This window comes from Sphingomonas sp. R86520, from assembly GCF_042466285.1.
In the GTDB taxonomy this organism is placed as follows: Bacteria; Pseudomonadota; Alphaproteobacteria; order Sphingomonadales; family Sphingomonadaceae; genus Sphingomonas.
In genome coordinates, this window is the sequence record NZ_JAXHBZ010000001.1 from 2,639,595 (window position 1) to 2,661,729 (window position 22,135).

Genomic DNA, 22,135 nt, shown 5'->3' on the forward strand with positions numbered 1-22,135 from the left:
AAAGCCATGGTATGACGACCGCCCTACCCCGCCCCTGGCGCACCGAATTCGCCGCGACGGCGCGGCTCGCCTGGCCCCTGGTCGCGACCAACCTCGCACAGGCGCTGGTCGGTGCGACCGACGTCGCGATGCTCGGGCGGTTAGGCGCCGACACGCTGGCTGCTGCCACGCTTGGCCTCAACCTCTACCTCGTCTTCCTCGTCTTCGGCATGGGCCTTACCACCGCCGCCGTCCCGATGATCGCGCGCGAACGCGGCGCGCGGCCGCATGCAGTGCGCGATATTCGCCGCACCGTGCGCCAGACGATCTGGGTCGCCGCCACGCTCTGCGTCCCGTCCTGGATCATCCTGTGGAACGCCGAGGCGATCCTCGTACACCTGCTCGATCAGGATCCGACACTCGCGCATGAGGCGGCACGGTTCGCGCGCACGGTGATGTGGGGAATGCTTCCGAGCCTGGCCTTCCTCGTGCTGAGGGCCTTCGTCGCAGCGCTCGAACGACCAGGCTGGTCGCTGGTCGTGATGGTCGGGCTGCTGGCGATGAACGCCGGTCTCAACTGGCTGCTGATCTTCGGCCACGCGGGCCTACCCGCGCTCGGCCTGCTCGGCTCCGGCATGGCCAGCAGCATCGCCAATGCACTCAGCTTCGTCGCGATGGCATTGGTCATCATGTATGCGCGACCGTTCCGCCGCTACCGCCTGCTCGGCCGGTTCTGGCGCGCTGACTGGCCGCGATACCGCGCGGTGTGGAAACTAGGCCTGCCGATCGCGGTGACGCTCGGGTTCGAATCGACCGTGTTTATCGCGGCCGTCTTCCTGATGGGGCTGCTCGGCACCGTACCGCTCGCCGCGCACGCAATCGCGATCCAGATCGCCAGCGTCACCTTCATGGTGCCGCTCGGCATCGCGCAGGCCGCCACGATCCGTGTCGGACTCGCCTCGGGCCGCGGCGACCGCGCCGGCATCGGCCGCGCCGGCTGGGCCGCGTTCGCGATCGGCGAGGGCTTCATGGTCCTGACTGCAGCGTTGCTCGTGCTGGCGCCGCAACTGCTGATCGGCATCATCCTTGACGTCGACGCGCCCGCCAATGCGCCGGTAGTAACACTGGCCATCTCGTTGCTGGCGGTGGCCGCGGTGTTCCAGGTTGCAGACGGCGCGCAGGTGATCGGCGCGGGCATGTTGCGCGGGCTGGGCGACACCACCGTGCCGATGATCTTCGCCGCGATCGGCTATTGGGGGATCGGAATCGGGGTCGGCGCATGGCTCGCGTTCGGCCGAGGCTGGGGCGGCGTCGGCATCTGGACCGGGCTTGCCACCGGACTGGCAATCGTCGCAGTGCTCATGATGATGAGGTGGCATGCGCGGGAACGACTGAGCCTCGGTTAAGGCTCCACCCACCGCTTTCTGTCATATTGATGATCCGTAAGTGGTTTCAACGTGTTAACATGTGTTAAACCGCTGGAGACTGACCCATGCCTGATCCAGACCGTCCCGATCCAGAGCAGATCGTTGCATTCGGACCGCTGACGCAACGCGACGTGTTCGCGCTCGGCAATGATCTTTCGCGCGTGTATCCGATCGACGAGGTGCCCTGCTTCGGTACGCTGCTCGGCGCGATCGACGAGGCGGATCGAGCCTTTCGCCGGCAACGCGATGCCAGCCAACCGCTTGCCATCTCCACCCATCAAGGTGCACCATCGGGGCGATAGCGGCGCGCGACACCCGCTGATTCCAGCGGAGACCGACCGATGACGACATTGCCTGCCGAATTGCTGCTACTCGGCTGGTCCACCGTCCTGCTGTTCGCCTATGTCATGATCCAAGGTCAGACGGCGACCCGCGACCGCGGGCTCGACTGGAACGCCGGCCCGCGCGACGGCGAGCAGAAGCCGCTTGGCGAGATGGCCGGTCGGGCCGAGCGAGCGCTAAAGAATTTCCAGGAGACCTACCCGGTCTTCGTCGCGCTAGCGCTCGGGCTCGCCGTCACCGATCGCACCGGTGGGCTTGGTGCGATCGGTGCGGGCGTCTGGTTCGTGGCGCGGATCGTCTACATCCCGCTCTATCTGTTCGGCATCCGCTACGTCCGCAGCCTGAGTTGGCTGGCGTCGATCCTCGGCCTGCTGTTGATGCTGATCCGCTTCCTCTGACGGCTCAGCCGCGTAACGTGCGGATGATCGCCGAGAAATCGAGGCCACCATTCCCGGCCTCTGCGAACGCCTCGTAGCGTTCGGCCGCCTTCGCGCCCATGGGCGTATCCGCGCCAGCATCCTCCGCCGCCGCCATCGCCAGCCGCAGGTCCTTCAGCATCAGCGCCGCCGCGAAACCGCCCTGATAGTCGTGATCGGCGGGCGTATCGGGGCCGATCCCCGGCAGCGGCGCGTAGGTGGTCATCGACCAGCTCTGACCCGACGACACGCTGGCGATATCGTAGAAAGCCTGCGCATCGAGCCCGAGTTTCTCGGCCAGCACGAACGCCTCGCAGGTCGCGATCATCGTCGCGCCCAGGATCATGTTGTTGCAGATCTTCGCCGCCTGCCCCGCGCCGTTCGCGCCGGCGTGGATCACCGCCTTGCCCATGTCCGCGAGGATGACGCGCGCGCGCTCGAACGCGGCAGCGGACCCACCAACCATGAAGGTCAGCGTGCCCGCGTTGGCCGCACCAATCCCGCCGGAGACGGGCGCGTCGACCGCGACCAGTCCCTTGGCCTGTGCGGCGGTGGCAACCTGCTTGGCAGTGGCGACATCGATCGTCGAGCAGTCGATCAGGATCGCGGAGGGCGACGCGACGCCGAACAGCGCGTCGTACACCTCGGCGACATGCTTGCCGGCCGGCAGCATCGTGACGATCGCCTCGGCGCCGTCGACCGCTTCGGCAGCGGACGCGACCGCCAGGCAACCGGCGGTCTCCGCCTTTGCCATCGCGTCGGCGCTGAGATCGAACGCGCGGACATCATGCCCCTTCTTGGCAAGGTTCGCGGCCATCCCGCCGCCCATGTTGCCGAGCCCGATAAATGCGATCCGTGCCATTGCTTAATCCTCTTTAACGATCGTCATCCCAGCGAAAGCTGGGATCTTCATGGGGCTGGCGTTTCGACCGCCAAGCGGGAGACCCCAGCCTACGCTGGGGTGACGTGGTTGATACGGACGGTTGTCTTGCTACTTCCCCGTCCAGTTTCCGGCGCGCTTCTCCACGAACGCAGCCATGCCTTCGCTTTGGTCCGCCGTTCCGAACAACCCGTGGAACAGCCGCCGCTCGAACTGCACGCCCATCGCCAAGCCAGTCTCGAACGCCGCGTTGACCATCTCCTTGTTCGCCAGCACCGCCAGCGGTGCCATCGCGGCGATGGCGGCGGCGGTCTTCACCGCCTCCTCGACCAGATCGTCCGCCGGCACGACCCGCGAGACGAGGCCGGCGCGCTCGGCTTCGGCGGCGTCCATCATCCGCCCGGTCAGGCACATCTCCATCGCCTTGGCCTTGCCGACCGCCCGCGTGAGCCGCTGCGATCCACCCATTCCGGGGGAGACGGCCAGCTTGATCTCTGGCTGGCCGAACTTGGCGGTATCCGCGGCGAGGATGAAGTCGCACATCATCGCCAGCTCGCACCCGCCGCCGAGCGCATAGCCGGCGACCGCCGCGACGACGGGTTTGCGCGTCCGCGTGAAATTCTCCCAGCCGGCGAAGAAGTTGCTCGCGTACATGTCCGCGAAGCCCTGGCTCTGCATCTCCTTGATGTCCGCTCCCGCCGCGAACGCCTTGGCCGAACCGGTCAGCACCGCGCAGCCCTGCGACGGATCCGCATCGAACGCGGCGAACGCGGCGATCAGGTCGGCCAGCACCTGCGAATTGAGTGCGTTCAGCGCCTGAGGCCGGTTCAGCGTAACGAGCGTAACGCCACCGCGCTGCTCGACTAGGATCGTTTCGTATTCGGCCATTCAATCTCTCCAATTCCGTCACCCCAGCGAAAGCTGGGGTCTCCTGATAATGATGAGACCCCAGCGTCCGCTGGGGTGACGTGTTTCTTTCCACTCAGCCCGGCGTCCAAGCCTCATCCTCTGGCAACGGCGCGAAGATCTGGTCGATCACGTGATCGGTCACATCCGCGGGCGTCGCCGGATCCCAGCGCGGCGCATTGTCCTTGTCGACGATCACCGCGCGGACCCCTTCGAGGAAATCATGCCGCTGCACGACATGCGCGCCGACCGCATATTCCTGGCGCATCTCATCCGCGAAGCTCGCCATCGCCGCGCCCTCGCGAAGCAACCGGAGCGACACCTTCATCGTCTGCGGCGACTTGGTCCTGAGCGTGGCCAGCGTCTGCGTAGCCCACTCGCCACCATCGGCGTCGAGCGCCGCGTAGATATCTTCCAGCACGTCGGATGCGAACAGCCGGTCGATCTGATCTTTCTGCGCGAGGATGCGTGCCTCGGGAACCGGCGCCGCCAACGCGTTCAGCACCCCCGCGATATCCTGCGGCGTCTCGGCAATCCGCGCCTTGGCGGCGTCGAGCGCATTGCTAGCCAGATACTGCGTCGCCAACCCCAGCGCGAGGCACTCCGCACCACCGAGCCGGTGCCCGGTCAGCGCGAGATACTGCCCGATCCGCCCTGGCAGTCGCGACAGATACCAGCCGCCGCCGACATCGGGAAACAGTCCGATTCCCGTCTCCGGCATCGCAAACTTCGTGTTTTCCGTCGCGACGCGGAACCGGCACGGCAGCGCCAGCCCGACACCGCCGCCCATCGTGATCCCGTCCATGACCGCGACGATCGGCTTGGCATAGGTGAACAACCGGTGGTTCATCCGATACTCAGCATGAAAAAACGCCCGCGCCTCGACACCGTCGGTCGCGCCCGAAGCGGCGAGCATGCGGATATCCCCACCCGCGCAAAACCCGCGACCCTCGGCATGATCAATCACGATCGCCTCGACCGCCAAATCGTCACGCCATGTCTCCAGCGCTTCGAGCACGCCTTCGCACATAGCCAGATTCAGCGCGTGCAACGCCTTGGGCCGGTTCAGTCGTATCCGGCCGATCGGCCCTTCGATGTTAGCGATGAGGTCGTTCATAAGATCCCCACCCCGGCGGAGGCCGGGGCCCAGTTGGAAAGGTGGATGTAACGGAGGACTGCGAGTAGCCAATTTGCGTCCCCCAACTGGGCCCCGGCCTCCGCCGGGGTGGTGGCTGTGCGGGGGTTCTTCGTACGGGTCATTGCCGCGTCAGTTCTCGGCCGACGATCATCCGCATTACCTGGTTCGTACCCTCGAGGATCGAATGTACGCGCAGGTCTCGCCAGAAGCGTTCGATCGGGTAGTCCTGCAGATACCCATAGCCGCCGTGCAGCTGCAACGCGCGGTCGACTACCGACGAGCCGGTGTCCGTCGCGAGCCGCTTCGCCATCGCCGCGAACTTGGTCTTGTCGGGTGCGTTCGCCGTCACCTTCGCCGCCGCGATGTAGAGCAGCGCGCGCGCCGCTTCCAACTCGGTCGCCATGTCCGCCAGCATGAACTGCGTGTTCTGGAAATCCGCAATCGCCTTGCCGAACTGTCTCCGGTCCTTGGTGTACGCGATCGCCTCATCGAGACATCGCTGCGCCCCACCCAGCGAACACGCACCGATATTCAGCCGCCCGCCATCGAGCCCCATCATCGCGATCCGGAAGCCATCGCCCTCGCCGCCGACCATGTTCGCGCCCGGCACGCGGACGCCGTCGAAGATCACCTGCCGCGTCGGCTGCGAATGCCAGCCGAGCTTCTTCTCGTTCGCCCCGAACGACACGCCCGGCATGTCCTTCTCGATCACCAGGCACGAGATGCCCTTCGGGCCCTCCTCACCGGTGCGGACCATCGTCACATAGACCTCGTTCTCGCCCGCGCCCGAGATGAACTGCTTCGAGCCGGTCACGATCCAGTCGTCGCCATCGCGCACCGCGCGTGTCTTGAGTGCCGCCGCATCCGAGCCCGAGCCCGGCTCGGTCAGGCAATAGCTGCCGAGCCGGTCCATCGTCACCATGGTGGGAAGGTACTTGTTCTTGACCGCGGCCGATCCGAACCGATCGATCATCCACGCCGCCATGTTATGAATGCTGATGAACGCGCTGGTCGAAGGACAGCCATACGACATCGCCTCCATGATCAGCGCCGCCTCGAGCCGCCCGAGTGCGATCCCGCCGCCCTCCTCGCTGACATAGATCGCCGCGAAGCCGAGTTCCGCCGCCGCCTTGATCGTCTCGCGCGGAAAAATGTGCTTCTCGTCCCACTCGGCCGCATGCGGGGTAATCCGGTCGGCGGTAAAGCGCCGCGCCAACTCCTGGATCTCGCGCTGGTCGTCTGTCAGGTCGAACTGGTTCATCATCTGTCCTTCAGCGAGCGGCGCCGGTTCCGGTCGTCCGCTCATGTCCTCTCTTAGCGAAACACCACGGTGCGCTTGCCATTCAGCAACACGCGCCGCTCGGCGATCCATCCCACTGCCCGCGCCAACACTTGAGCCTCGCTGGCGCGCCCGATCGCGATCAGATCCTGCACCGTAGCGCGGTGGTCGACCCGCTCGGCCGCCTGTTCGATGATCGGGCCTTCGTCGAGATCGCTGGTGACGAAATGCGCGGTGGCGCCGATCAGTTTCACGCCGCGCGCATGCGCCTGGTGATACGGCCTGGCGCCCTTGAAACTCGGCAGGAAACTATGGTGGATGTTGATGCACCGCCCGGCCAGCCGATCGACCAGGTCCGCGCTCAGCACCTGCATATAGCGCGCGAGCACCAGCAGGTCGGCCCCGCTCGTCTCGAACAGGTCGATCATCGCAATCTCCTGCGCGGCGCGGTTGCCCGTATCGACAGGGAGATGATGGAACGGCAGCCCATGCCACTCGGTCAGCCCCCGCAGAGTCTCATGGTTCGACACGACCCCGACCGGCTCGATCGGCAGCGCGCCGGTCGACCAGCGATGCAGCAGGTCGTTCAGGCAATGCGACGTCGTCGACACCGCGATCAACACGCGGGGACGCGCATCGGTCGCGACCAATGTCCAGTCGAGCGCGAACGTCTCACCGACCGCGCCTAGCCGCGCGCGCAAATCCGCCTCACCACCGTCCGCCCCTTGGAACACGACGCGCATGAAGAACCGCCCGGTCTCCAGGTCGGCATATTGCTGGCTGTCGAGAATGAAGCCGCCTGCCGCCGCGAGTTTGCCCGTCACCGCCGCGACGATCCCGACGCGATCCTCGCACGTGAAGGTGAGTATCTGCGCACTCATGCGCGCGTCTCGATCAGGTCCCATTGGTTGCCGTATAGATCGGCGAACACGACGACCCAACCATAGGTTTCGCGGCGCGGCTCTTCCCGAAATGCCACGCCCCGCGTCCGCATTGCATCGTACGTCGCGCGGAAATCGCCGACCTCGAGGAAGAACGCCACGCGTCCGCCTGCTGCCTTGCCGGTCGCGTCGACCTGTTCGTCACCGACCGCGACTGCAAGCACCAGGTTCACGCCACCGCCTGGCGGCGCGACACGCACCCAGCGCTTGCCGCCGCCGAGATCGCTGTCCTCCGCCAGCCCGAACCCGAGCATATCGACGAAATACCGGATGGCTTCGTCGTAGTCGCGAACGACGAAGGCAACCGATGCGAGCCGCATCACCCCATCGTCGGAATGACGAACGCGTCGGTGTTGCGCGCCGGGCCGCCGTCCTCGGCCATCGCCGGCAGTGCAGACCCATCCGGCCAGCGCTGCGTGACCGTCTTGACCTTGGTCCAGAACTTCACGCCTTCCATACCGTGCTGATTGGTGTCGCCGAACGCCGAGCGTTTCCACCCGCCAAAGGTGTGATACGCCACCGGCACAGGGATCGGCACGTTGATGCCGACCATGCCGACGTTCACCCTTGCCGCGAACTCCCGCGCCGCATGGCCGTTGCGCGTGAAGATCGCGACGCCGTTGCCGTATTGGTGCTCGCTCGGCAGGCGCACAGCCTCCTCGAAATCGGCGGCGCGGACGATCTGGAGGACGGGTCCGAAGATCTCTTCCTTGTATGCCGACATCTCGGTCGTCACGTGATCGAACAGCGACGGCCCGATGAAGAAGCCCTTCTCATGCCCCTGCAACGCGAACCCGCGGCCATCGACGACCAGTTCCGCGCCCTCGTCGACGCCGGTCTGGATCCAGTTCTCGATCCGGGTGCGATGCGCCGCATTCACGACCGGGCCGTAATGCGCGTCGTTGTCGGTCGACACGCCGACGCGCAACGCCGCGATCGCCGGAATCAGTTTCTCCCGCAAAGCCAAGGCGGTCTTCTCGCCGACCGGCACCACCACCGGCAGTGCCATGCAGCGCTCGCCCGCAGAGCCGAACGCCGCGCCCGACAGATCGGCGACGACCTGGTCGAGGTCGGCGTCGGGCATGACGATGCCGTGGTTCTTCGCGCCGCCCATCGCCTGGACGCGCTTCCCCGCCTCGACGCCGCGGCGGTACACGTAGTGCGCGATGTCGGACGAACCGACGAAGCTCACCGCAGCGATTGCCGGATGATCGAGGATCGCGTCGACCATCTCCTTGTCACCGTGGACGACCTGGAAGATACCCTCGGGCAGCCCCGCCTCGACGAACAATTCGCCGAGCCGCACCGGCACCGACGGATCGCGCTCACTGGGCTTGAGGATGAACGCGTTGCCGGTGGCGATCGCGACGCCAGACATCCACAGCGGGATCATCGCCGGGAAGTTGAACGGCGTGATCCCCGCGCCGATGCCGAGCGGCTGGCGCATCGAATAGACGTCGATCCCCGGCCCGGCGCCCTGCGTGAATTCGCCCTTGAGGATGTGGGGGATGCCGCAGCAGAACTCGATCACCTCGAGCCCGCGCTGGATGTCGCCCTTCGAATCCGCGATCACCTTGCCGTGCTCGGACGAGAGCAGCCGCGCCAGTTCGTCCATGTTGGCTTCGACGAGCCGCTTGAACTCGAACATGACGCGGGCGCGGCGCTGCGGATTGGTCGCGGCCCAGCCGGGCTGCGCCTTCTGCGCCGCGGCGACCGCCGCATCGAGGTCGACCGACCCAGACAGCCGCACACGCGCCTGCACCTCGCCCGAATTCGGGTCGAACACGTCGCCGAAGCGCTCCGCCTTGCTCGCCGCACCGCTCACGAAATTCTCGATCGTCCGCATGGCATCCTCTTCTTGTTGCGTGCACCGTCGGCCATAAGCGTTTCGCAGCCAAGTGTGGCTGTTTGCAGATTCGCTCTGCAGATATGCAGCATAGGGTGAGGCGTTCATGGATTGGGACGATGTCCGGTATTTCCTGGCCCTGGCGCGCACGCACCGGCTCGGGCCAGCGGCGAAACTACTCGGGCAGGACGCGACGACGGTTTCCCGGCGGCTGCAACGGCTGGAGCGGCGGCTCCAGACGACGCTGTTCGAGCAGACCGTCGCCGGCTACGCGCTGACCGAACGCGGATCCGCCCTGCTCGACCATGCCGAGACGATGGAGGCGTCCGCGCTCGGGATCCAGGAAGTGGTCGGCAATGATGCAGGGGTACTCGCGGGACCTATCCGATTAAGCGTCTCCGAAGGGTTCGGCAGCCGCATCCTAGCGCCCCGCCTCGCCTCGTTCACCAACCAGCACCCGCGCATCGCGGTGGACCTGATCGCCTCGACCGGCTTCCTCAATCCGTCGCGGCGCGAGGCGGACATCGCAGTGATGCTCGCGCGGCCGAAGAGCGGCCCGCTGGTGGCGCGCAAGCTCACCGACTATCATCTCGGGCTCTACGCCCACCTCGATCATCTTGCGCGGACGGGGCCGATCGCGTCCACCGCCGACCTGATGCGCCACCGGCTGATCGGGTACGTACCGGACATGATCTACGCCCCCGAACTCCGCTATCTGGCGGAGATCGACGGGCGCCTCGACGCCTCTATACGCAGTTCGAGCATCGTCGCGCAGGCCGAACTGATCGCGGCGGGAGCGGGCTGTGGTATCCTGCCGTGCTTCATCGGCGACCAGATACCGGGCCTGGTCCGCGTCCTGCCCGAAGCGGTGGACATCGCGCGCTCCTTCTGGCTGGTCGTCCACCGCGACGTCCGGCGGATCGCGCGGATTGACCGGTTCATCGCCTGGCTGGACGCGACCATCGGCGAATTGAAGCCGTTGATGATCGGTGCGGGTTCTCCCCGGATTGCCGCTCCGAACTGAGCGCCGTATAGCCTATGTTGCACGGCAGCATCGCCGACCCGGAGCACCACGTTGATCCCCAAACTCTATCACGACATGATCGACTGGATCGGCGACGGTACCGGCCTGCCCGACACAATCCTGCACGTTCACGCGGGCATGCTGCTGCTGATGATCGCGCGGCTGATCACGCGGCGGTCGTTCGGGACGTTCATTCCGTGGTACGTCGTCGCGGCCGGCGAGGCGTTCAACGAGATCATGGACCGGCTGAATTTCGGCTCCTGGCGCTGGGAGGATACCTCGCTGGATATCCTCAACACGTTGCTCTGGCCGACGGTGATCTGCCTCGGGGTGCGATTGCGGCCGATGATCGTGCAGCGGGTGACGGTAAAGCCGGGTTCGGTCGGCAGTGCCTTTGTCCAGCCGGCAGAACCAGTCATCTGACTGATCCCCCGCGAAAGCGGGGGCCCAGTGCCACAAACGATATCGTCCGCTACCCTGGGCTCCCGCTTTCGCGGGAGAACCGAATGTATCGGCGCTTTAACCGAGCGCGATGTAGCGTTGCAGGTGGTAGTCCTCATCGCCGAGCTGGTGATCGATCATGACCAGGCGCTTGGCATAGTGCGACACCGCATATTCCCACGTCATGCCGATGCCGCCGTGGAGCTGGATCGCTTCCTCCGCGACCAGCGCGCCAGTCCGCCCGATCGTATATTTCGCTGCCGACAGTGCCCGTTCGCGCGCCTTCGCATCGTCACTATCGAACGCCGAGGCCGCATTGATGACGGCGGAGTGCGCCTGCTCGATCTCCAGCAACACGGTCGCCATACGGTGCTGGAGCGCCTGGAACTTGCCGATCGGGATACCGAACTGTTTCCGGTCGCGGAGGTAGCCTAGCGTAGCCTCCTTCACGAACTCCATCGCCCCGACCGCCTCGGCCGACAGCGCGAGCAACCCGGCCCCGACCGCGGCATCGACGATCGCACGCCCCTGCCCGTCACCGCCGATGCGCGCATCGCTACCGAGCGTCACGCCGTCGAACGTGACCTCCCCCGCACCGCCGCCCTCGACGACGTTGTAGCCGCGAACCGATACCCCAGCCGCATCGGCAGGAACGAGGAATACGAGCGGGTCGTCCTGCTCGACCGTCACGACGAACACCGACGCGGCACCCGCCTGATGCACGACTGCCTTGGTCCCGCTGAGCGTCCAACCATCGCCACTCTTCGTCGCGGTCACCGGCGTCCCCGCATCCTCATGCGCAAACGCAGCGATCGTCTCGCCCGACACGATCGCGGCGAGCGTCTCGTCCTGCCCGCCGGCCACGGCCAGCGCACGGCCCGCCATCAGCGCGCCCAGGAACGGCTCGACCACCAGCGCGCGGCCGAGTGCCTCGAACACCACCATGATGTCGAACCCGCTGCCGCCGAAGCCGCCTGCCGCCTCGTCGAACAGGGCAGACACGATGCCAAGTTCGCTCAACTGCCGCCAGATCGCCGGATCATATCCCGCCTCGCTGTACGCGCCCGCGTTACGCGTCTCGATCGAGTACCCATCACGCAGTGCCCGCACGAGCGTGTCGGCCAGCATGCGGCGATCGTCGGTGTGTTCGAAGTTCATGTGATCACAGACCCAGGATGGCTTTGGAAATGATGTTCTTCTGGATCTCGTTCGATCCGCCGAAGATCGACAGCTTCCGGTTGTTGAAATAGCTCGGTGCCGCGGTCGCAGCGTCGTCGGGCCCGACCGGCTCGCCGTTCCACCCGGCTTCCAGAGCTTCGGGTATGTAGGGTGCGGCGTAGGAGCCGTACGCACGGCGGGTGAGCGAGGTGATCTCCTGGCGGATCTCGGTGCCCTTGATCTTGAGCATCGAGCTCTCCGCGCCCGGGACCCCACCGCCCGCAACTGCCGCGAGCACACGGAGGTTGGTGGTCTGCATGTTGGCCAAGTCGATCTCGACCCGCGCCATCCTGGCCGCGAACAACGGATCGTCGGCGAGCGCACGACCGCCCTTCTTCTGCTCCTGCGCAACCTCCTTCAGCCGCTCGAACGAGGCGATCGAGAAGCCGACACCAGCGATGTTGGTGCGCTCATAGGTCAGCAGATACTTGGCGTAGGTCCAGCCCATATTCTCCTCGCCGACGAGGTTGGCGACAGGCACCTCGACATCGGTGAAGAACACCTCGTTCACCTCCTGCTCGCCGTCGATCAGCGTGATCGGGCGGACTTCGATGCCGGGCGTCTTCATGTCGATCAGCAGGAACGAGATACCCTCCTGCTTCTTCGCGGTCGCATCGGTGCGGACGAGGCAGAAGATCATGTCGGCATGCTGGCCAAGCGTCGTCCACGTCTTCTGGCCGTTGACGACATAGACGTCGCCATTCCTGACCGCGGTCGTCTTGAGCCCGGCGAGGTCGGAGCCTGCACCCGGTTCGGAATAGCCCTGGCACCACCAGTCGGAACCGTCGAGGATGCGCGGCAGCCACTGCCTCTTCTGCTCTTCGGAGCCATATTTGATCAGCACCGGGCCGAGCATGTTCACCCCGAACGGCACGACGCGAGGCGCATGCGCGAGCGCGGATTCATTGTCGAAGATGAACCGCTGGATGACGTTCCAGCCCGGACCGCCCCACTCCTCGGGCCAATGGTTGGCCAGCCAGCCGCGTTCGTCGAGGATGGCATGCCACTCTTCCATGTCAGCCTTGCGCAGGCGCCGGCCCTCACGGACCAATGTCGACAAGCGAGCGGGCAGTTTGTCGCGGAAGAATGCGCGAACTTCTTCGCGGAACGACTCTTCCTCGGGCGTGAAGCTGAGATCCATGACCATGTGACTCCTGATGTTGGAGCCCATGTGCCACAGTCGCCCACGGAATTGAAGGACCGGTATGGCGTAAATCGTACGATGTGCAGGGAGTATGCCGCAGGTTAATCCACGCGGTATCGTTGCACTTGATCCTCCCCTGCCAGGGGGAGGTGGCGCCGTAGGCGACGGAGGGGAGGACACGGAACAGCTGGTATCGCTTACCTCCCCCTCCGTCTGGCAAGCGCCAGCCACCTCCCCCTGGCGGGGGGGGATAAGATTGTCAGAACCGGTAGCTGATCCACCCCGCCAGGAAGTCGGAGCTCTTATACCCGGCGTTGCTCAGCGCAGGTCCCGCGATCAGATGCTCGTAGCGCCCGGTGAACGACAACCGCGTGGTGAAGGGATAAACCGCCTGGAACCGGATCGTGTCCGCGATCTTGCGCCCGCCGACATTCTGCGTGCCTGCAAACGCCGTTCCGTTCGCGCGGTACACCGCGTCGGTCGTCGTATCGCGCCACGACAGCTGATACTCCGCCGTCACGCGCAGCTTCTTGAACGCGCTGAAGGTGAAATTCGGCGCCAGCGCCATCAGGTTGGTCGGCGTCGCGAACAGCTGATAGCTGTAATAGATGTTGTTGCCGAACGGCGCGAGCGCGTTGCGCAGCGTGCTGTTGCCATACGCCCCGCCCCCGCTCGCATAATCGGCATGGACGCCGACGCGCGGCGCGGTCTTGCCTTCGCCGAGCTGATACGTCTGCGCGAGCAGCACCAGCCATGCCTTGATCGATCGGTCGTCGTAGCTGCCGCCCTGATAGTTGATCGTCCAATCGAGGTTCACGGGTCCGGCGTCGCCGTAGATGTGCACCCCGTAGAAATTGCGCACCTCGCGCGCGGTATCCGTGCCCCATACCGCCGCGCGGTTGCGTAGCCGCCAGACGAACGGATCGACGTAAAGCTTCGATTCGCCGAACAGCGTTTCCGGCACGACGATACCGGTCGAGATGCCCGAGAAACGCCGCGCGTTTTCCGATCCCTCGTCGCCGGTACCACCGGTGCCATATTGCGTCGGCTTGAAATCGAACACGTCCGCACGCACGCCAGCGGTGCGTGCCCAGGCGCGGAAGCCGTTGAAGCCGAAATACAGCGTGTTGTTGTCGCGCGGCACGACCAGCAGGTTCGGTCCGTCGGCGAATGTCTGGCGGCCATAGCGGATCCCGACGTCCACATCGGCGACCGTCCCCGTCACATCGACGAACGCCTGCTGCACCGCCAGCTTGTTGCGCAGGTTCGGCAGCACCGTGCCCAGGTTCTCGCCTTCCAGCGTGCCGTGCGCCAGCTCGCCGTACAGCCTGAAATGCTCGCCGAGATGCAGGTCGGCGCCGCCGAACAGGCGCAGGATGTCCTGCCGTTGCGTCTCGCTGTCGCGCAGATTGGGGTTGGTGACGTGGTTGACGCGCAACCGCGCCTCACCCGACAGCGTCAGGTACACGTCGCCGTCGCCCGCGATCGAGATGAACTTCAGCTGGTCGACCAGATCCTTGCGCTTCTTCGGATCGCGCAGCTTCGACCAGTCCTCCGCCCAGCGCGAATGGTTATAGCCGCCCGAGGTTACACCATCGCCAATCGCGGCATTGGGGTAGCTCTCGGCGATCGGCGAGGCATCGACCACGTTCGCGGCTTCCTTGGCCGGACGGCCGGTGGGGTTCGCAGGCGCGGCCTGTGCAGAGGCGGTGGTGGAGAAAGTCAGCGCCAGAATCGCGGACGCGGCAAAGCCGGCCGCATACGCCGTGCGGCGGATCGTCATCGGGGTCATATCGAATTTCCGGTACAGGACGCGGAGCCGGACGAACCGGCCCCGTAAACGTCAGCGGGCGGGCGCAGCCTCAAGGGGTGCGGGCACGAACTCGGGCAGCTTGCCCGACAGCGCGGCATCGAGCTTGTCGCGGTCGAGACCGCCTTCCCAGCGGGCGACGACGATCGTCGCGACCGCGTTGCCGATGAAGTTGGTCAGGCTGCGGCACTCGCTCATGAAGCGATCGACACCGAGGATCAGCGCCATGCCCGCGATCGGCACCGTCGGCACGATCGACAACGTCGCGGCCAAGGTGATGAAGCCCGCGCCGGTAACGCCCGCCGCACCCTTCGAAGAGATCATTGCGACAACCAGCAGAAGCAGTTCCTGCCCCAGCGTCAGATGCGTGTTGGTCGCCTGGGCGATGAACAGCGCCGCCAGCGTCATGTAGATGTTGGTGCCGTCGAGATTGAACGAATAGCCGGTCGGTACGACCAGCCCGACGATCGACTTCTCGCAGCCTGCCGCCTCCATCTTCAGGATCAGGTTCGGCAGCGCGGCTTCCGACGACGAAGTGCCGAGCACCAGCAGCAGTTCCGCCTTCAGATAGCGGAGCAGCTTGAAGATCGAAAAACCGGTGAGCTTGCCGACCGTACCGAGCACGAGGAACACGAACAGCGCCGAGGTGAGATAGAAGGTCGCGACCAAGGCGCCGAGATTGGCGAGGCTGCCGATCCCGTATTTGCCGATCGTGAACGCGATCGCACCGAACGCGCCGAGCGGGGCTGCGCGCATCAGGATGCCGACGAGACGGAACACGATCAGGCTGAGGCGCTCGAGGAAGTTCAGCACCGGCTTGGCGGGCTCACCGACCAGGCTCAGCGAAATGCCGAACAGGATCGCGATCAGCAGGATCTGCAGGATGTTGCCGTCGGTGAACGCGCTGACCATCGTGTCCGGGATGATGCTCATCAGGAACCCGGTGATCGTCGTCTCGTGCGCCTTGTGCGAATATTCGGCGATCGAGGCGGCATCGAGCGAGCCGACGTCGACGTTCATGCCCGCACCCGGCTGGATCACGTTGGCGACGATCAAGCCGACGATCAGCGCCAGCGTCGAGAAGAAGAGAAAGTACGCGAACGCCTTGCCAGCGACGCGACCGACCGAGCCCAGTTCCTTCATCCCGGCGATACCGGTGACCAGCGTCAGGAAAATCACGGGCGCGATGATCATCTTCACCAGCTTGATGAAAGCGTCGCCGAGCGGCTTGAGCGCCGCGCCGTACGTCGGATAGAAATGCCCGAGCGCCGCGCCGAGCACGATCGCGACCAGCACCTGCAGGTATAGCTGCCCGGTCCAGCGCTTGCGTCGCGGCGTTTCCGCTACGGCATAGGTTTCGGATGGTGTCACTGTCATCTCCTGCACGCGGCGCACTCTCTAAGGTGCGTCCCCAATGTGCGGTTTATGCGCCGTCATCTCCCCATCCGACAAGAGTCACGATAAGCGACTACAACGAGTTGATTTATCGGCATTTTTTATCATACCCGACATTCGACTCACCGAAAGTTGAGCGCAAATCGACATGGCCGAAGATTGCGTTGTGTGGTAATCCGCACAGATGAGTGTCCGTGCGCCTTTTGTTGCTCGATCGTCGCGGCCAGCATCGCCGCGGTCCTCGGTGCGCGGCCTCCCCTTCATCGTTGCGATCATACTTGCTGCGCTGTTCGTCGCTGCATTCGCCCAGGTCTATGCCAATCGGGCCGCCAGCGACGCGACCACCACGGTTCGCTTGCGCGCGCTACAACAGACACGTGACAACCTTCGATTGCTGGAGGCGGCGCTGCAGACGTTCCGCCTCCTGCCGATCATGCTGGGCGAATATCCGGACGTTCGTGCCGCGTTGGCATCAGGCAAGGTCGACGATGCGCTGAACGCAAAGCTCGCGCTCCTCGCCGCGCGAACCGGCGCGCCGGTAATCTACGCTTTGGATACCAGGGGCATCACGATCGCGGCGTCGAACGCCGGGCGCCCGGACAGCTTTCTCGGGCAGGATTACCGCTTTCGCGACTATTACACCAAGGCGATGCGGGAAGGCTCGACGGAGTTCTTCGCGCTCGGGACCGTCAGTGGTCGCGCCGGCGTCTATCTCTCGCGCCGGATTGACCGCGGGGGCGTGCCACTGGGCGTCGTCGTGGTGAAGGTCGAGTTCGAGAAGATCGCGCGTGCCTGGATCCAGGACCACATGGCGACCTTCGTCGTCGATCGCGATGGCGTGATCCTGATCGCGAGCGACCCCGCGCTTCAGTTTCGGACGGTCTCTCGTCTGCCTGCCGAACGCCGCGCTGCCGTTGTCGAGGCTCGCCAATTCGGCAGGTCAACGCTTTCGCCAGCGCCCCTGCGCGTGGCGGGCGACCGCTCGCTCCTGCCTGGCGGAGCGCCGGCGGTCGCGGTATCGCTGCCGGTTCCGGCTACCGGCTGGCGGCTCGTGCATATGGAACCTCTCGACGGTGCATGGCGCATTGCCGTTGCCCGCACCCGCACCGCTACGGCGGTCGTCGCGTTATTGCTCGCAAGCGCGATGCTGGCCGCCGGGTGGATGCTCGCGCGGCGCCGTCGCGCCGGACGCTCGCGCGCGCTGCTCGAATCCGAAGTCGCTCGACGCACCGCCGAGTTGCGCGCGACCGCCGACCGCCTTCAGATCGAGATCGAGCAACGTAAGGCTGCCGATCAACGCTTCCGCCAGGCGCGCGAGGAACTCGCCCACGCCAACCGCGTCGGCTCGATCGGCACGATCACCGCGAGCGTCGCGCACGAGATCAACCAGCCGGTCGCCGCGATCCGCACCTTTGCCGACAACGCCGCCGCCTTCCTCGCACGCGGTCGTCAGGACCGGGCGGAGAGCAACCTGCTCGCGATCGTCGATCTGACCGGTCGGATCGGCACGATCACCGACGGGCTGCGACGCTATGCCCGGCGTGGCGCGGGCTCGATCGGCCCGGTCCCGCTCGACGCGGCGATCGACGGCGTTCGGCTGCTGATCGCCGACCGCTTTCGGGTGCAGGGCGTCGCGCTCGACCTACCGACGGGCCCCGAAGCACGCGTCACCGTCATTGCCGGCCGGGTCCGCCTGGAACAGGTGCTGGTGAACCTTCTCCAGAACGCCCTCGACGCGGTCGGGCGCGTGCCAACCGCCCGTGTCGGCGTCACCGCCGAACGCCGAGGCAGCACGATCATACTTCGGGTCTCGGACAACGGGCCCGGTATCGACCCGGCGATCGTCGACGACCTGTTCACGCCGTTTGCGACCAGCAAGCCTGAAGGCCTCGGCCTCGGTCTCGGCATCGCGCGCGACATCATGACCGAGTTCGGCGGCACGCTCGAACTCATCTCCACGCCGACGGGCGCAACCTTCGAAATGATCCTGAAAAGCGCATGACCGAACAGACCATACTCCTGGTGGACGACGACGACGTGCTGCGCAGCGCGCTCGAGCAGTCGTTCGAACTGGCCGGCCTTGCGGTCATCGCGGAACGGGACCCGGTAGCGGCACTCGCGCGGATCGATGCAGGGTTCGATGGTGCCGTCGTATCGGACATTCGCATGCCGAGAATGGATGGTCTCGAACTCTTCCGCCGCATTTCGACGATCGACCACGAGATTCCCGTCTTGCTGATGACCGGACACGGCGACGTCGCGATGGCGGTTGCGGCGCTCAAGACCGGCGCGTTCGACTTCATTCCAAAGCCGTTCGCGACCGACCATCTCGTCGCTAGCACCCGTCGAGCGCTGGAGATGCGGCGGCTGGTGCTCGACAACCGCCGGTTGCGGAGCGCGGTGGAAGACAGCATCGGCAGCGACCTGCTGATCGGCGACACGCCGGTGATGGTTCGCCTGCGTGACACCATGCGGCAGATCGCGCAGGCCGATATCGACGTCCTGATCGAAGGCGAGACGGGGACGGGCAAGGAACTGGTCGCCATCCTGTTGCATCGCTGGAGCAGCCGGCGGTCGCGGCCGTTCGTCGCGGTCAACTGCGCGGCGTTGCCCGAAGCCGTGGCCGAGATCGAGTTGTTCGGCCACGAAGCCGACGCCATCCCGCAATCGCGGCTCGCACGGACCGGACGGATCGAGGCATCGCACCGCGGCACGTTGTTCCTCGACGAGATCGAGAGCACGCTGCCGCCCTTCCAGGCCAAGCTGTTGCGTGTGCTGGAGGAACGCGAGATCATGCCGATCGGCGCCGCACAACCGCGTGCGCTGGACCTGCGCGTGATCGCCGCTGCCAAACCCGGACTCGAACAGGCGGTGGCGACGGGCCGGTTTCGTGCCGACCTGCTCTTCCGGCTCGACGCGGTGCGATTGCGCGTGCCTCCGCTCCGTGAGCGTCGCGATGACGTGCCGTTGCTGTTCGGGCATCTGTTGCGGCAGGCGGCCGACAGGTTCGGCCGCGACGTGCCGACCGTCGACACGGCCACGCACGCTCATCTGGTCCATCACGACTGGCCGGGCAACGTCCGTGAGCTCGACAATCTGGCCAAGCGACTGGTGCTTGGCATCGGCGACGCGGCACCTGAAGAAGGCTCCGACGTTCCTCTTCCCGCCCGCGTCGACCGGTTCGAAGAGGCGACGATCCGCGCCACGCTACAACAGGTGAACGGCGACGTCCGTTCGGCACTGGCGGCGCTCGGCATTCCGCGAAAGACCTTCTACGACAAGCTGAAGCGGCACGACATCGACGTCGAAGCCTATCGTCCTATGCGGGGCTGAGCTTCGTCGCGAACCAGATCGTATGGCGCGCGCCGCCCTTGCGGGTCGCACGCGCGATGACCTCGTCGACCGCGAAGCCTGCTTCCACGAGGCGGTTGGAGAAGGGTTTGCTCGGCGCCGAGGACCATATCGCGAGCACCCCGCCGGGACGCAGTGCCGCGCGAGCCAGGACCAGTCCGCGCGCGCCATACAGCCGATCGTTGCCGGGGCGCGACAGTCCGTCGGGACCGTTGTCGACGTCGAGCAGGATCGCGTCCCAATCCCCCTCCGCAATCGCCGCGGCGACGTCACCTTCGACCATGCGGGTCCGCGGATCGGTCAGGCTGTCGCCGTGCAGCGCTGCCATCGGCCCGCGTGCCCACTCGATCACCGCGGGGACGATCTCCGCGACCGCCACCTCGGCGTCAGGGCCAAGCCGAGCCAGCGCCGCGCGAAGGGTAAAGCCCATGCCGAGGCCGCCGATCAGCATCCGCAAGCCCGGCCGGTCCCCCAGCCGGTCGCACGCCTGCTCCGCCAGCGCTTCTTCCGATCCGCTCAGCCGGCTGTTCATCAACTCGTTCGCGCCGAGCATGATCGAGAATTCGGCGCCACGTTGCAGCAGCCGCAGTTCGCCACCGTCCGGCACCTGCGCCGTCCCCAGGAGTATGCGCGGGACCATCAGGCGGACCAGGCCGCGATGTCGTCCTGCTCGCCGATCAGCGCGAGCCCGTGCGCGATCGAGGTCAGCTCGCCGCCGCTCATGATCGCCGCATCGCCGAACCGCTGGACGAAGATGTCGCGCACCCGCGGGATCAACGACGAGCCGCCGGTCAGGAACACCCGGTCGATATCGCCGCCGCCGACGTTCGCCACCGCCAGCGCGCGGTCGACGGTCGCCTCGATCCGCGCGACGTCATCGGCGATCCATCCCTCGAACTGCTCGCGCGTGACGTCCGCCTCGATCTCCAGCCCCGCCCCCGCAAAGTGGAAATGCGCATCCTCGCCGCTCGACAGCGCGCGCTTGAGCGAGCCGACCGCGTCGTACAGCGGATAGCCGAGTTCGTTCTCGATCACCGCGATCATCCGCCCGATCGCGTCCGGATCGACCGCGGTCTTCTGCAACCGCCCCAGCTCGGTCATCGTCTTGCGGTTGCGCATCAGCGCCAGCCGCGACCAGTCCGCGAAGTCGGCGAAATAGGCGCGCGGGATCTCCAGCTCCTTGCCGAACGACTTGTACGCGCCACCCTTGCCCAGCATCGGTAGCACCAGCCGGTCGAGGATCCGGTAGTCGAACCGATCACCGGCGATCCCGATACCGGCATGGCCGAGCGGCGTGCAGCGTCGCGCGGCACCCGGCTCGGCCACTCGCACCACCGAAAAGTCGCTTGTACCACCACCGAAATCCGCCACCAGAATGGTCGCCGGCTCGGTCAGCCGCGTGGCGTAGCTATAGGCGGCGCCCAGCGGTTCGTAGACGTAATGGATCTCGGCACCAAAGCCCTTGAACATCGCGTCGTAGCGGGTCCGCGCGAGCGACTCATCAGGCCGCGCACCGGCATATTCGACCGGGCGCCCGACGACGATCCGGTGTGGCCGCGTGTCGAGCTTGCCGCCCGCGTGCGCGATCAGCTTTTCGAGGAACAGCTGGCCCATCTCCTCGAACCGGTATCGCTTGTCGAAGACCGAGGCCTGCTCGAACGTCTTCATCGCCGCGACCGACTTGAACGACTGGATGAACCGGCTGTCGAGCGGGTATTCCATATATTCGGCGATCGCCCACGGCCCAGCATCCGACGCGAGCCCCTTGCCGCTGTCGTCCTGCCAGAAGCACAGCGCCGATCGGAACACCGGGCTCGTCTCGGCCGGCGCTTCGAACGTCACCAGTTCGGGTGTCCCGCCGGGCGTCCCGATCGCCACGACGCTGTTGGTCGTGCCGAAATCCAGCCCCAGCGCGGGGCCGCCAGCGTCCATCTGCATCGCGTCGTCCTTTGATGAACGCGCGCCTATGCCGATGCGGGGTGTGGGATGGCAACCGCTAAAGTCGGTTCCGGGGCAGATGGCGCGTGCTTAGCGACGCTTCAACCGGACCAGAGCCGCATCGAGTGCGGACAGGAAACTCGACCGGTCGGTCTTCGAGAATGGCGCCGGTCCGCCGATCACGTCGCCGCCAGCGCGCAGGTCAGCCATGATCGCGCGCGTGGCGATCGCGCCGCCGATCGAGCTGGTGGTGAACGGCTTGCCGGTGTTCGCCAGCACGGTCGCGCCGGCCTTCACGCAACGGTCGGCGAGGAGAATGTCGGCGGTGATCACGACCGACTTCGCGTCGGCCTGTTCGGCGATCCAGTCGTCGGCCGCGTCGAACCCGTCGCTGACCACGACGCGCGAGATCAGCGGGTGGACGGGGATGCGGAAATGGTTGTTGGCGACGATCGTCACGGGCACCTCATGGCGCCACGCGACCTTGTAGATCTCGTCTTTGACGGGACATGCGTCGGCGTCGACGAGGATGCGGATCGCGGTTGCAGGCAAGTTCGTCATCGACATTTCACGAACCACCCTACCCGTCCAGTCATCCTGACGAAAGTCAGGATCCAGGATAAGCAGAGCGGCGATAATTACCCGGGATCCTGACTTTCG

General features: G+C 65.9%; 21 protein-coding genes. 7 read left to right on the top strand and 14 right to left on the bottom strand.

Features of this window, described 5'->3' with window-relative positions:
• The first annotated feature begins 11 nt into the window (after window positions 1-11).
• The 3 genes from SJY41_RS12010 to SJY41_RS12020 all read left to right on the top strand — a co-directional run bounded on the left by SJY41_RS12010 (window position 12) and on the right by SJY41_RS12020 (window position 2,146).
• Window positions 12-1,385 (top strand): MATE family efflux transporter, encoded by a 1,374-nt coding sequence (locus SJY41_RS12010; protein ID WP_380781985.1) that lies wholly within the window; start codon window positions 12-14, stop codon window positions 1,383-1,385.
• Between the two features lie 86 nt (window positions 1,386-1,471).
• Window positions 1,472-1,708, top strand: coding sequence for a hypothetical protein (locus SJY41_RS12015; RefSeq protein WP_380781987.1), 237 nt, complete (start codon window positions 1,472-1,474; stop codon window positions 1,706-1,708).
• A 39-nt stretch (window positions 1,709-1,747) separates the two neighbouring features.
• Window positions 1,748-2,146, top strand: coding sequence for an MAPEG family protein (locus tag SJY41_RS12020; protein WP_380781989.1), 399 nt, complete (start codon window positions 1,748-1,750; stop codon window positions 2,144-2,146).
• Window positions 2,147-2,150: 4 nt separating this feature from the next.
• Here the strand turns inward: SJY41_RS12020 and mmsB are convergent, their stop codons facing one another.
• The 7 genes from mmsB to SJY41_RS12055 form a co-directional block, all read right to left on the bottom strand.
• Window positions 2,151-3,026 carry a 3-hydroxyisobutyrate dehydrogenase gene (gene mmsB / locus SJY41_RS12025; RefSeq protein WP_380781991.1) on the bottom strand — a complete coding sequence of 292 codons (876 nt, stop codon included), beginning with the start codon at window positions 3,024-3,026 and terminating at the stop codon, window positions 2,151-2,153.
• Between the two features lie 129 nt (window positions 3,027-3,155).
• Complete coding sequence (locus tag SJY41_RS12030) at window positions 3,156-3,932, bottom strand: enoyl-CoA hydratase (RefSeq protein ID WP_380781993.1); 777 nt, start codon at window positions 3,930-3,932, stop codon at window positions 3,156-3,158.
• A 94-nt stretch (window positions 3,933-4,026) separates the two neighbouring features.
• Window positions 4,027-5,067 carry an enoyl-CoA hydratase/isomerase family protein gene (locus SJY41_RS12035; protein WP_380781995.1) on the bottom strand — a complete coding sequence of 347 codons (1,041 nt, stop codon included), beginning with the start codon at window positions 5,065-5,067 and terminating at the stop codon, window positions 4,027-4,029.
• Window positions 5,068-5,206: 139 nt separating this feature from the next.
• The gene (locus SJY41_RS12040) at window positions 5,207-6,349 is read right to left on the bottom strand and encodes an acyl-CoA dehydrogenase family protein (protein ID WP_380784132.1); all 1,143 of its coding nucleotides are present in this window, start codon (window positions 6,347-6,349) and stop codon (window positions 5,207-5,209) included.
• Between the two features lie 53 nt (window positions 6,350-6,402).
• Window positions 6,403-7,248: a formyltetrahydrofolate deformylase gene (gene purU, locus SJY41_RS12045; protein WP_380781997.1), complete on the bottom strand. Its 846-nt coding sequence runs from the start codon at window positions 7,246-7,248 to the stop codon at window positions 6,403-6,405.
• Entirely contained in the window at window positions 7,245-7,628 is a 384-nt protein-coding gene (locus SJY41_RS12050) for a VOC family protein (protein ID WP_380781999.1), read from the bottom strand. The genes purU and SJY41_RS12050 overlap by 4 nt, the downstream gene beginning before the upstream one ends.
• Window positions 7,628-9,154: a CoA-acylating methylmalonate-semialdehyde dehydrogenase gene (locus SJY41_RS12055; protein WP_380782001.1), complete on the bottom strand. Its 1,527-nt coding sequence runs from the start codon at window positions 9,152-9,154 to the stop codon at window positions 7,628-7,630. The genes SJY41_RS12050 and SJY41_RS12055 overlap by 1 nt, the downstream gene beginning before the upstream one ends.
• A 106-nt stretch (window positions 9,155-9,260) precedes the next feature.
• Between SJY41_RS12055 and SJY41_RS12060 the strand changes: the two genes are divergently transcribed.
• Both SJY41_RS12060 and SJY41_RS12065 read left to right on the top strand, forming a co-directional pair.
• Window positions 9,261-10,178 carry a LysR family transcriptional regulator gene (locus SJY41_RS12060; RefSeq protein ID WP_380782003.1) on the top strand — a complete coding sequence of 306 codons (918 nt, stop codon included), beginning with the start codon at window positions 9,261-9,263 and terminating at the stop codon, window positions 10,176-10,178.
• Window positions 10,179-10,229: 51 nt separating this feature from the next.
• Window positions 10,230-10,601, top strand: a complete 372-nt coding sequence (locus SJY41_RS12065) for a hypothetical protein (RefSeq protein ID WP_380782005.1) — start codon at window positions 10,230-10,232, stop codon at window positions 10,599-10,601.
• 96 nt (window positions 10,602-10,697) lie between these two features.
• On the opposite strand, the gene SJY41_RS12070 is transcribed toward SJY41_RS12065, so the two are convergent.
• The 4 genes from SJY41_RS12070 to SJY41_RS12085 all read right to left on the bottom strand — a co-directional run bounded on the left by SJY41_RS12070 (window position 10,698) and on the right by SJY41_RS12085 (window position 16,168).
• On the bottom strand, window positions 10,698-11,777 hold the full coding sequence (locus SJY41_RS12070; RefSeq protein WP_380782006.1) for an acyl-CoA dehydrogenase family protein: 1,080 nt from the start codon (window positions 11,775-11,777) through the stop codon (window positions 10,698-10,700).
• A 4-nt stretch (window positions 11,778-11,781) separates the two neighbouring features.
• A complete protein-coding gene (locus SJY41_RS12075) occupies window positions 11,782-12,978 on the bottom strand; it encodes an acyl-CoA dehydrogenase family protein (protein WP_380784133.1) in 1,197 nt (398 codons plus the stop codon).
• 262 nt (window positions 12,979-13,240) lie between these two features.
• Window positions 13,241-14,764: an alginate export family protein gene (locus SJY41_RS12080; RefSeq protein ID WP_380784134.1), complete on the bottom strand. Its 1,524-nt coding sequence runs from the start codon at window positions 14,762-14,764 to the stop codon at window positions 13,241-13,243.
• 60 nt (window positions 14,765-14,824) lie between these two features.
• Window positions 14,825-16,168 carry a dicarboxylate/amino acid:cation symporter gene (locus SJY41_RS12085; protein ID WP_380782008.1) on the bottom strand — a complete coding sequence of 448 codons (1,344 nt, stop codon included), beginning with the start codon at window positions 16,166-16,168 and terminating at the stop codon, window positions 14,825-14,827.
• Window positions 16,169-16,430: 262 nt separating this feature from the next.
• On the opposite strand from SJY41_RS12085, the gene SJY41_RS12090 reads away from it, so the two are divergent.
• A complete protein-coding gene (locus tag SJY41_RS12090; protein WP_380782010.1) occupies window positions 16,431-18,188 on the top strand; it encodes an ATP-binding protein in 1,758 nt (585 codons plus the stop codon).
• A complete protein-coding gene (locus SJY41_RS12095; protein ID WP_380782012.1) occupies window positions 18,185-19,519 on the top strand; it encodes a sigma-54-dependent transcriptional regulator in 1,335 nt (444 codons plus the stop codon). The genes SJY41_RS12090 and SJY41_RS12095 overlap by 4 nt, the downstream gene beginning before the upstream one ends.
• Here SJY41_RS12095 and SJY41_RS12100 read toward each other — a convergent pair.
• The 3 genes from SJY41_RS12100 to SJY41_RS12110 all read right to left on the bottom strand — a co-directional run bounded on the left by SJY41_RS12100 (window position 19,506) and on the right by SJY41_RS12110 (window position 22,036).
• On the bottom strand, window positions 19,506-20,177 hold the full coding sequence (locus SJY41_RS12100; protein ID WP_380782014.1) for a spermidine synthase: 672 nt from the start codon (window positions 20,175-20,177) through the stop codon (window positions 19,506-19,508). The genes SJY41_RS12095 and SJY41_RS12100 overlap by 14 nt on opposite strands.
• Window positions 20,177-21,469: an Hsp70 family protein gene (locus tag SJY41_RS12105; RefSeq protein ID WP_380784135.1), complete on the bottom strand. Its 1,293-nt coding sequence runs from the start codon at window positions 21,467-21,469 to the stop codon at window positions 20,177-20,179. The genes SJY41_RS12100 and SJY41_RS12105 overlap by 1 nt, the downstream gene beginning before the upstream one ends.
• Before the next feature lie 96 nt (window positions 21,470-21,565).
• Window positions 21,566-22,036, bottom strand: coding sequence for a YaiI/YqxD family protein (locus tag SJY41_RS12110; RefSeq protein ID WP_380782015.1), 471 nt, complete (start codon window positions 22,034-22,036; stop codon window positions 21,566-21,568).
• Window positions 22,037-22,135 lie beyond the last annotated feature (99 nt).

Bases quoted from the DNA above. Each gene is read 5' to 3' on its own strand.
- SJY41_RS12010 (WP_380781985.1), top strand. From the start codon at position 12: ATGACGACCGCCCTACCCCGCCCCTGGCGCACCGAATTCGCCGCGACG.
- SJY41_RS12015 (WP_380781987.1), top strand. From the start codon at position 1,472: ATGCCTGATCCAGACCGTCCCGATCCAGAGCAGATCGTTGCATTCGGA.
- SJY41_RS12020 (WP_380781989.1), top strand. From the start codon at position 1,748: ATGACGACATTGCCTGCCGAATTGCTGCTACTCGGCTGGTCCACCGTC.
- mmsB (WP_380781991.1), bottom strand. From the start codon at position 3,026: ATGGCACGGATCGCATTTATCGGGCTCGGCAACATGGGCGGCGGGATG.
- SJY41_RS12030 (WP_380781993.1), bottom strand. From the start codon at position 3,932: ATGGCCGAATACGAAACGATCCTAGTCGAGCAGCGCGGTGGCGTTACG.
- SJY41_RS12035 (WP_380781995.1), bottom strand. From the start codon at position 5,067: ATGAACGACCTCATCGCTAACATCGAAGGGCCGATCGGCCGGATACGA.
- SJY41_RS12040 (WP_380784132.1), bottom strand. From the start codon at position 6,349: ATGAACCAGTTCGACCTGACAGACGACCAGCGCGAGATCCAGGAGTTG.
- purU (WP_380781997.1), bottom strand. From the start codon at position 7,248: ATGAGTGCGCAGATACTCACCTTCACGTGCGAGGATCGCGTCGGGATC.
- SJY41_RS12050 (WP_380781999.1), bottom strand. From the start codon at position 7,628: ATGCGGCTCGCATCGGTTGCCTTCGTCGTTCGCGACTACGACGAAGCC.
- SJY41_RS12055 (WP_380782001.1), bottom strand. From the start codon at position 9,154: ATGCGGACGATCGAGAATTTCGTGAGCGGTGCGGCGAGCAAGGCGGAG.
- SJY41_RS12060 (WP_380782003.1), top strand. From the start codon at position 9,261: ATGGATTGGGACGATGTCCGGTATTTCCTGGCCCTGGCGCGCACGCAC.
- SJY41_RS12070 (WP_380782006.1), bottom strand. From the start codon at position 11,777: ATGAACTTCGAACACACCGACGATCGCCGCATGCTGGCCGACACGCTC.
- SJY41_RS12075 (WP_380784133.1), bottom strand. From the start codon at position 12,978: ATGGATCTCAGCTTCACGCCCGAGGAAGAGTCGTTCCGCGAAGAAGTT.
- SJY41_RS12080 (WP_380784134.1), bottom strand. From the start codon at position 14,764: ATGACGATCCGCCGCACGGCGTATGCGGCCGGCTTTGCCGCGTCCGCG.
- SJY41_RS12085 (WP_380782008.1), bottom strand. From the start codon at position 16,168: ATGACAGTGACACCATCCGAAACCTATGCCGTAGCGGAAACGCCGCGA.
- SJY41_RS12095 (WP_380782012.1), top strand. From the start codon at position 18,185: ATGACCGAACAGACCATACTCCTGGTGGACGACGACGACGTGCTGCGC.
- SJY41_RS12100 (WP_380782014.1), bottom strand. From the start codon at position 20,177: ATGGTCCCGCGCATACTCCTGGGGACGGCGCAGGTGCCGGACGGTGGC.
- SJY41_RS12105 (WP_380784135.1), bottom strand. From the start codon at position 21,469: ATGGACGCTGGCGGCCCCGCGCTGGGGCTGGATTTCGGCACGACCAAC.
- SJY41_RS12110 (WP_380782015.1), bottom strand. From the start codon at position 22,036: ATGACGAACTTGCCTGCAACCGCGATCCGCATCCTCGTCGACGCCGAC.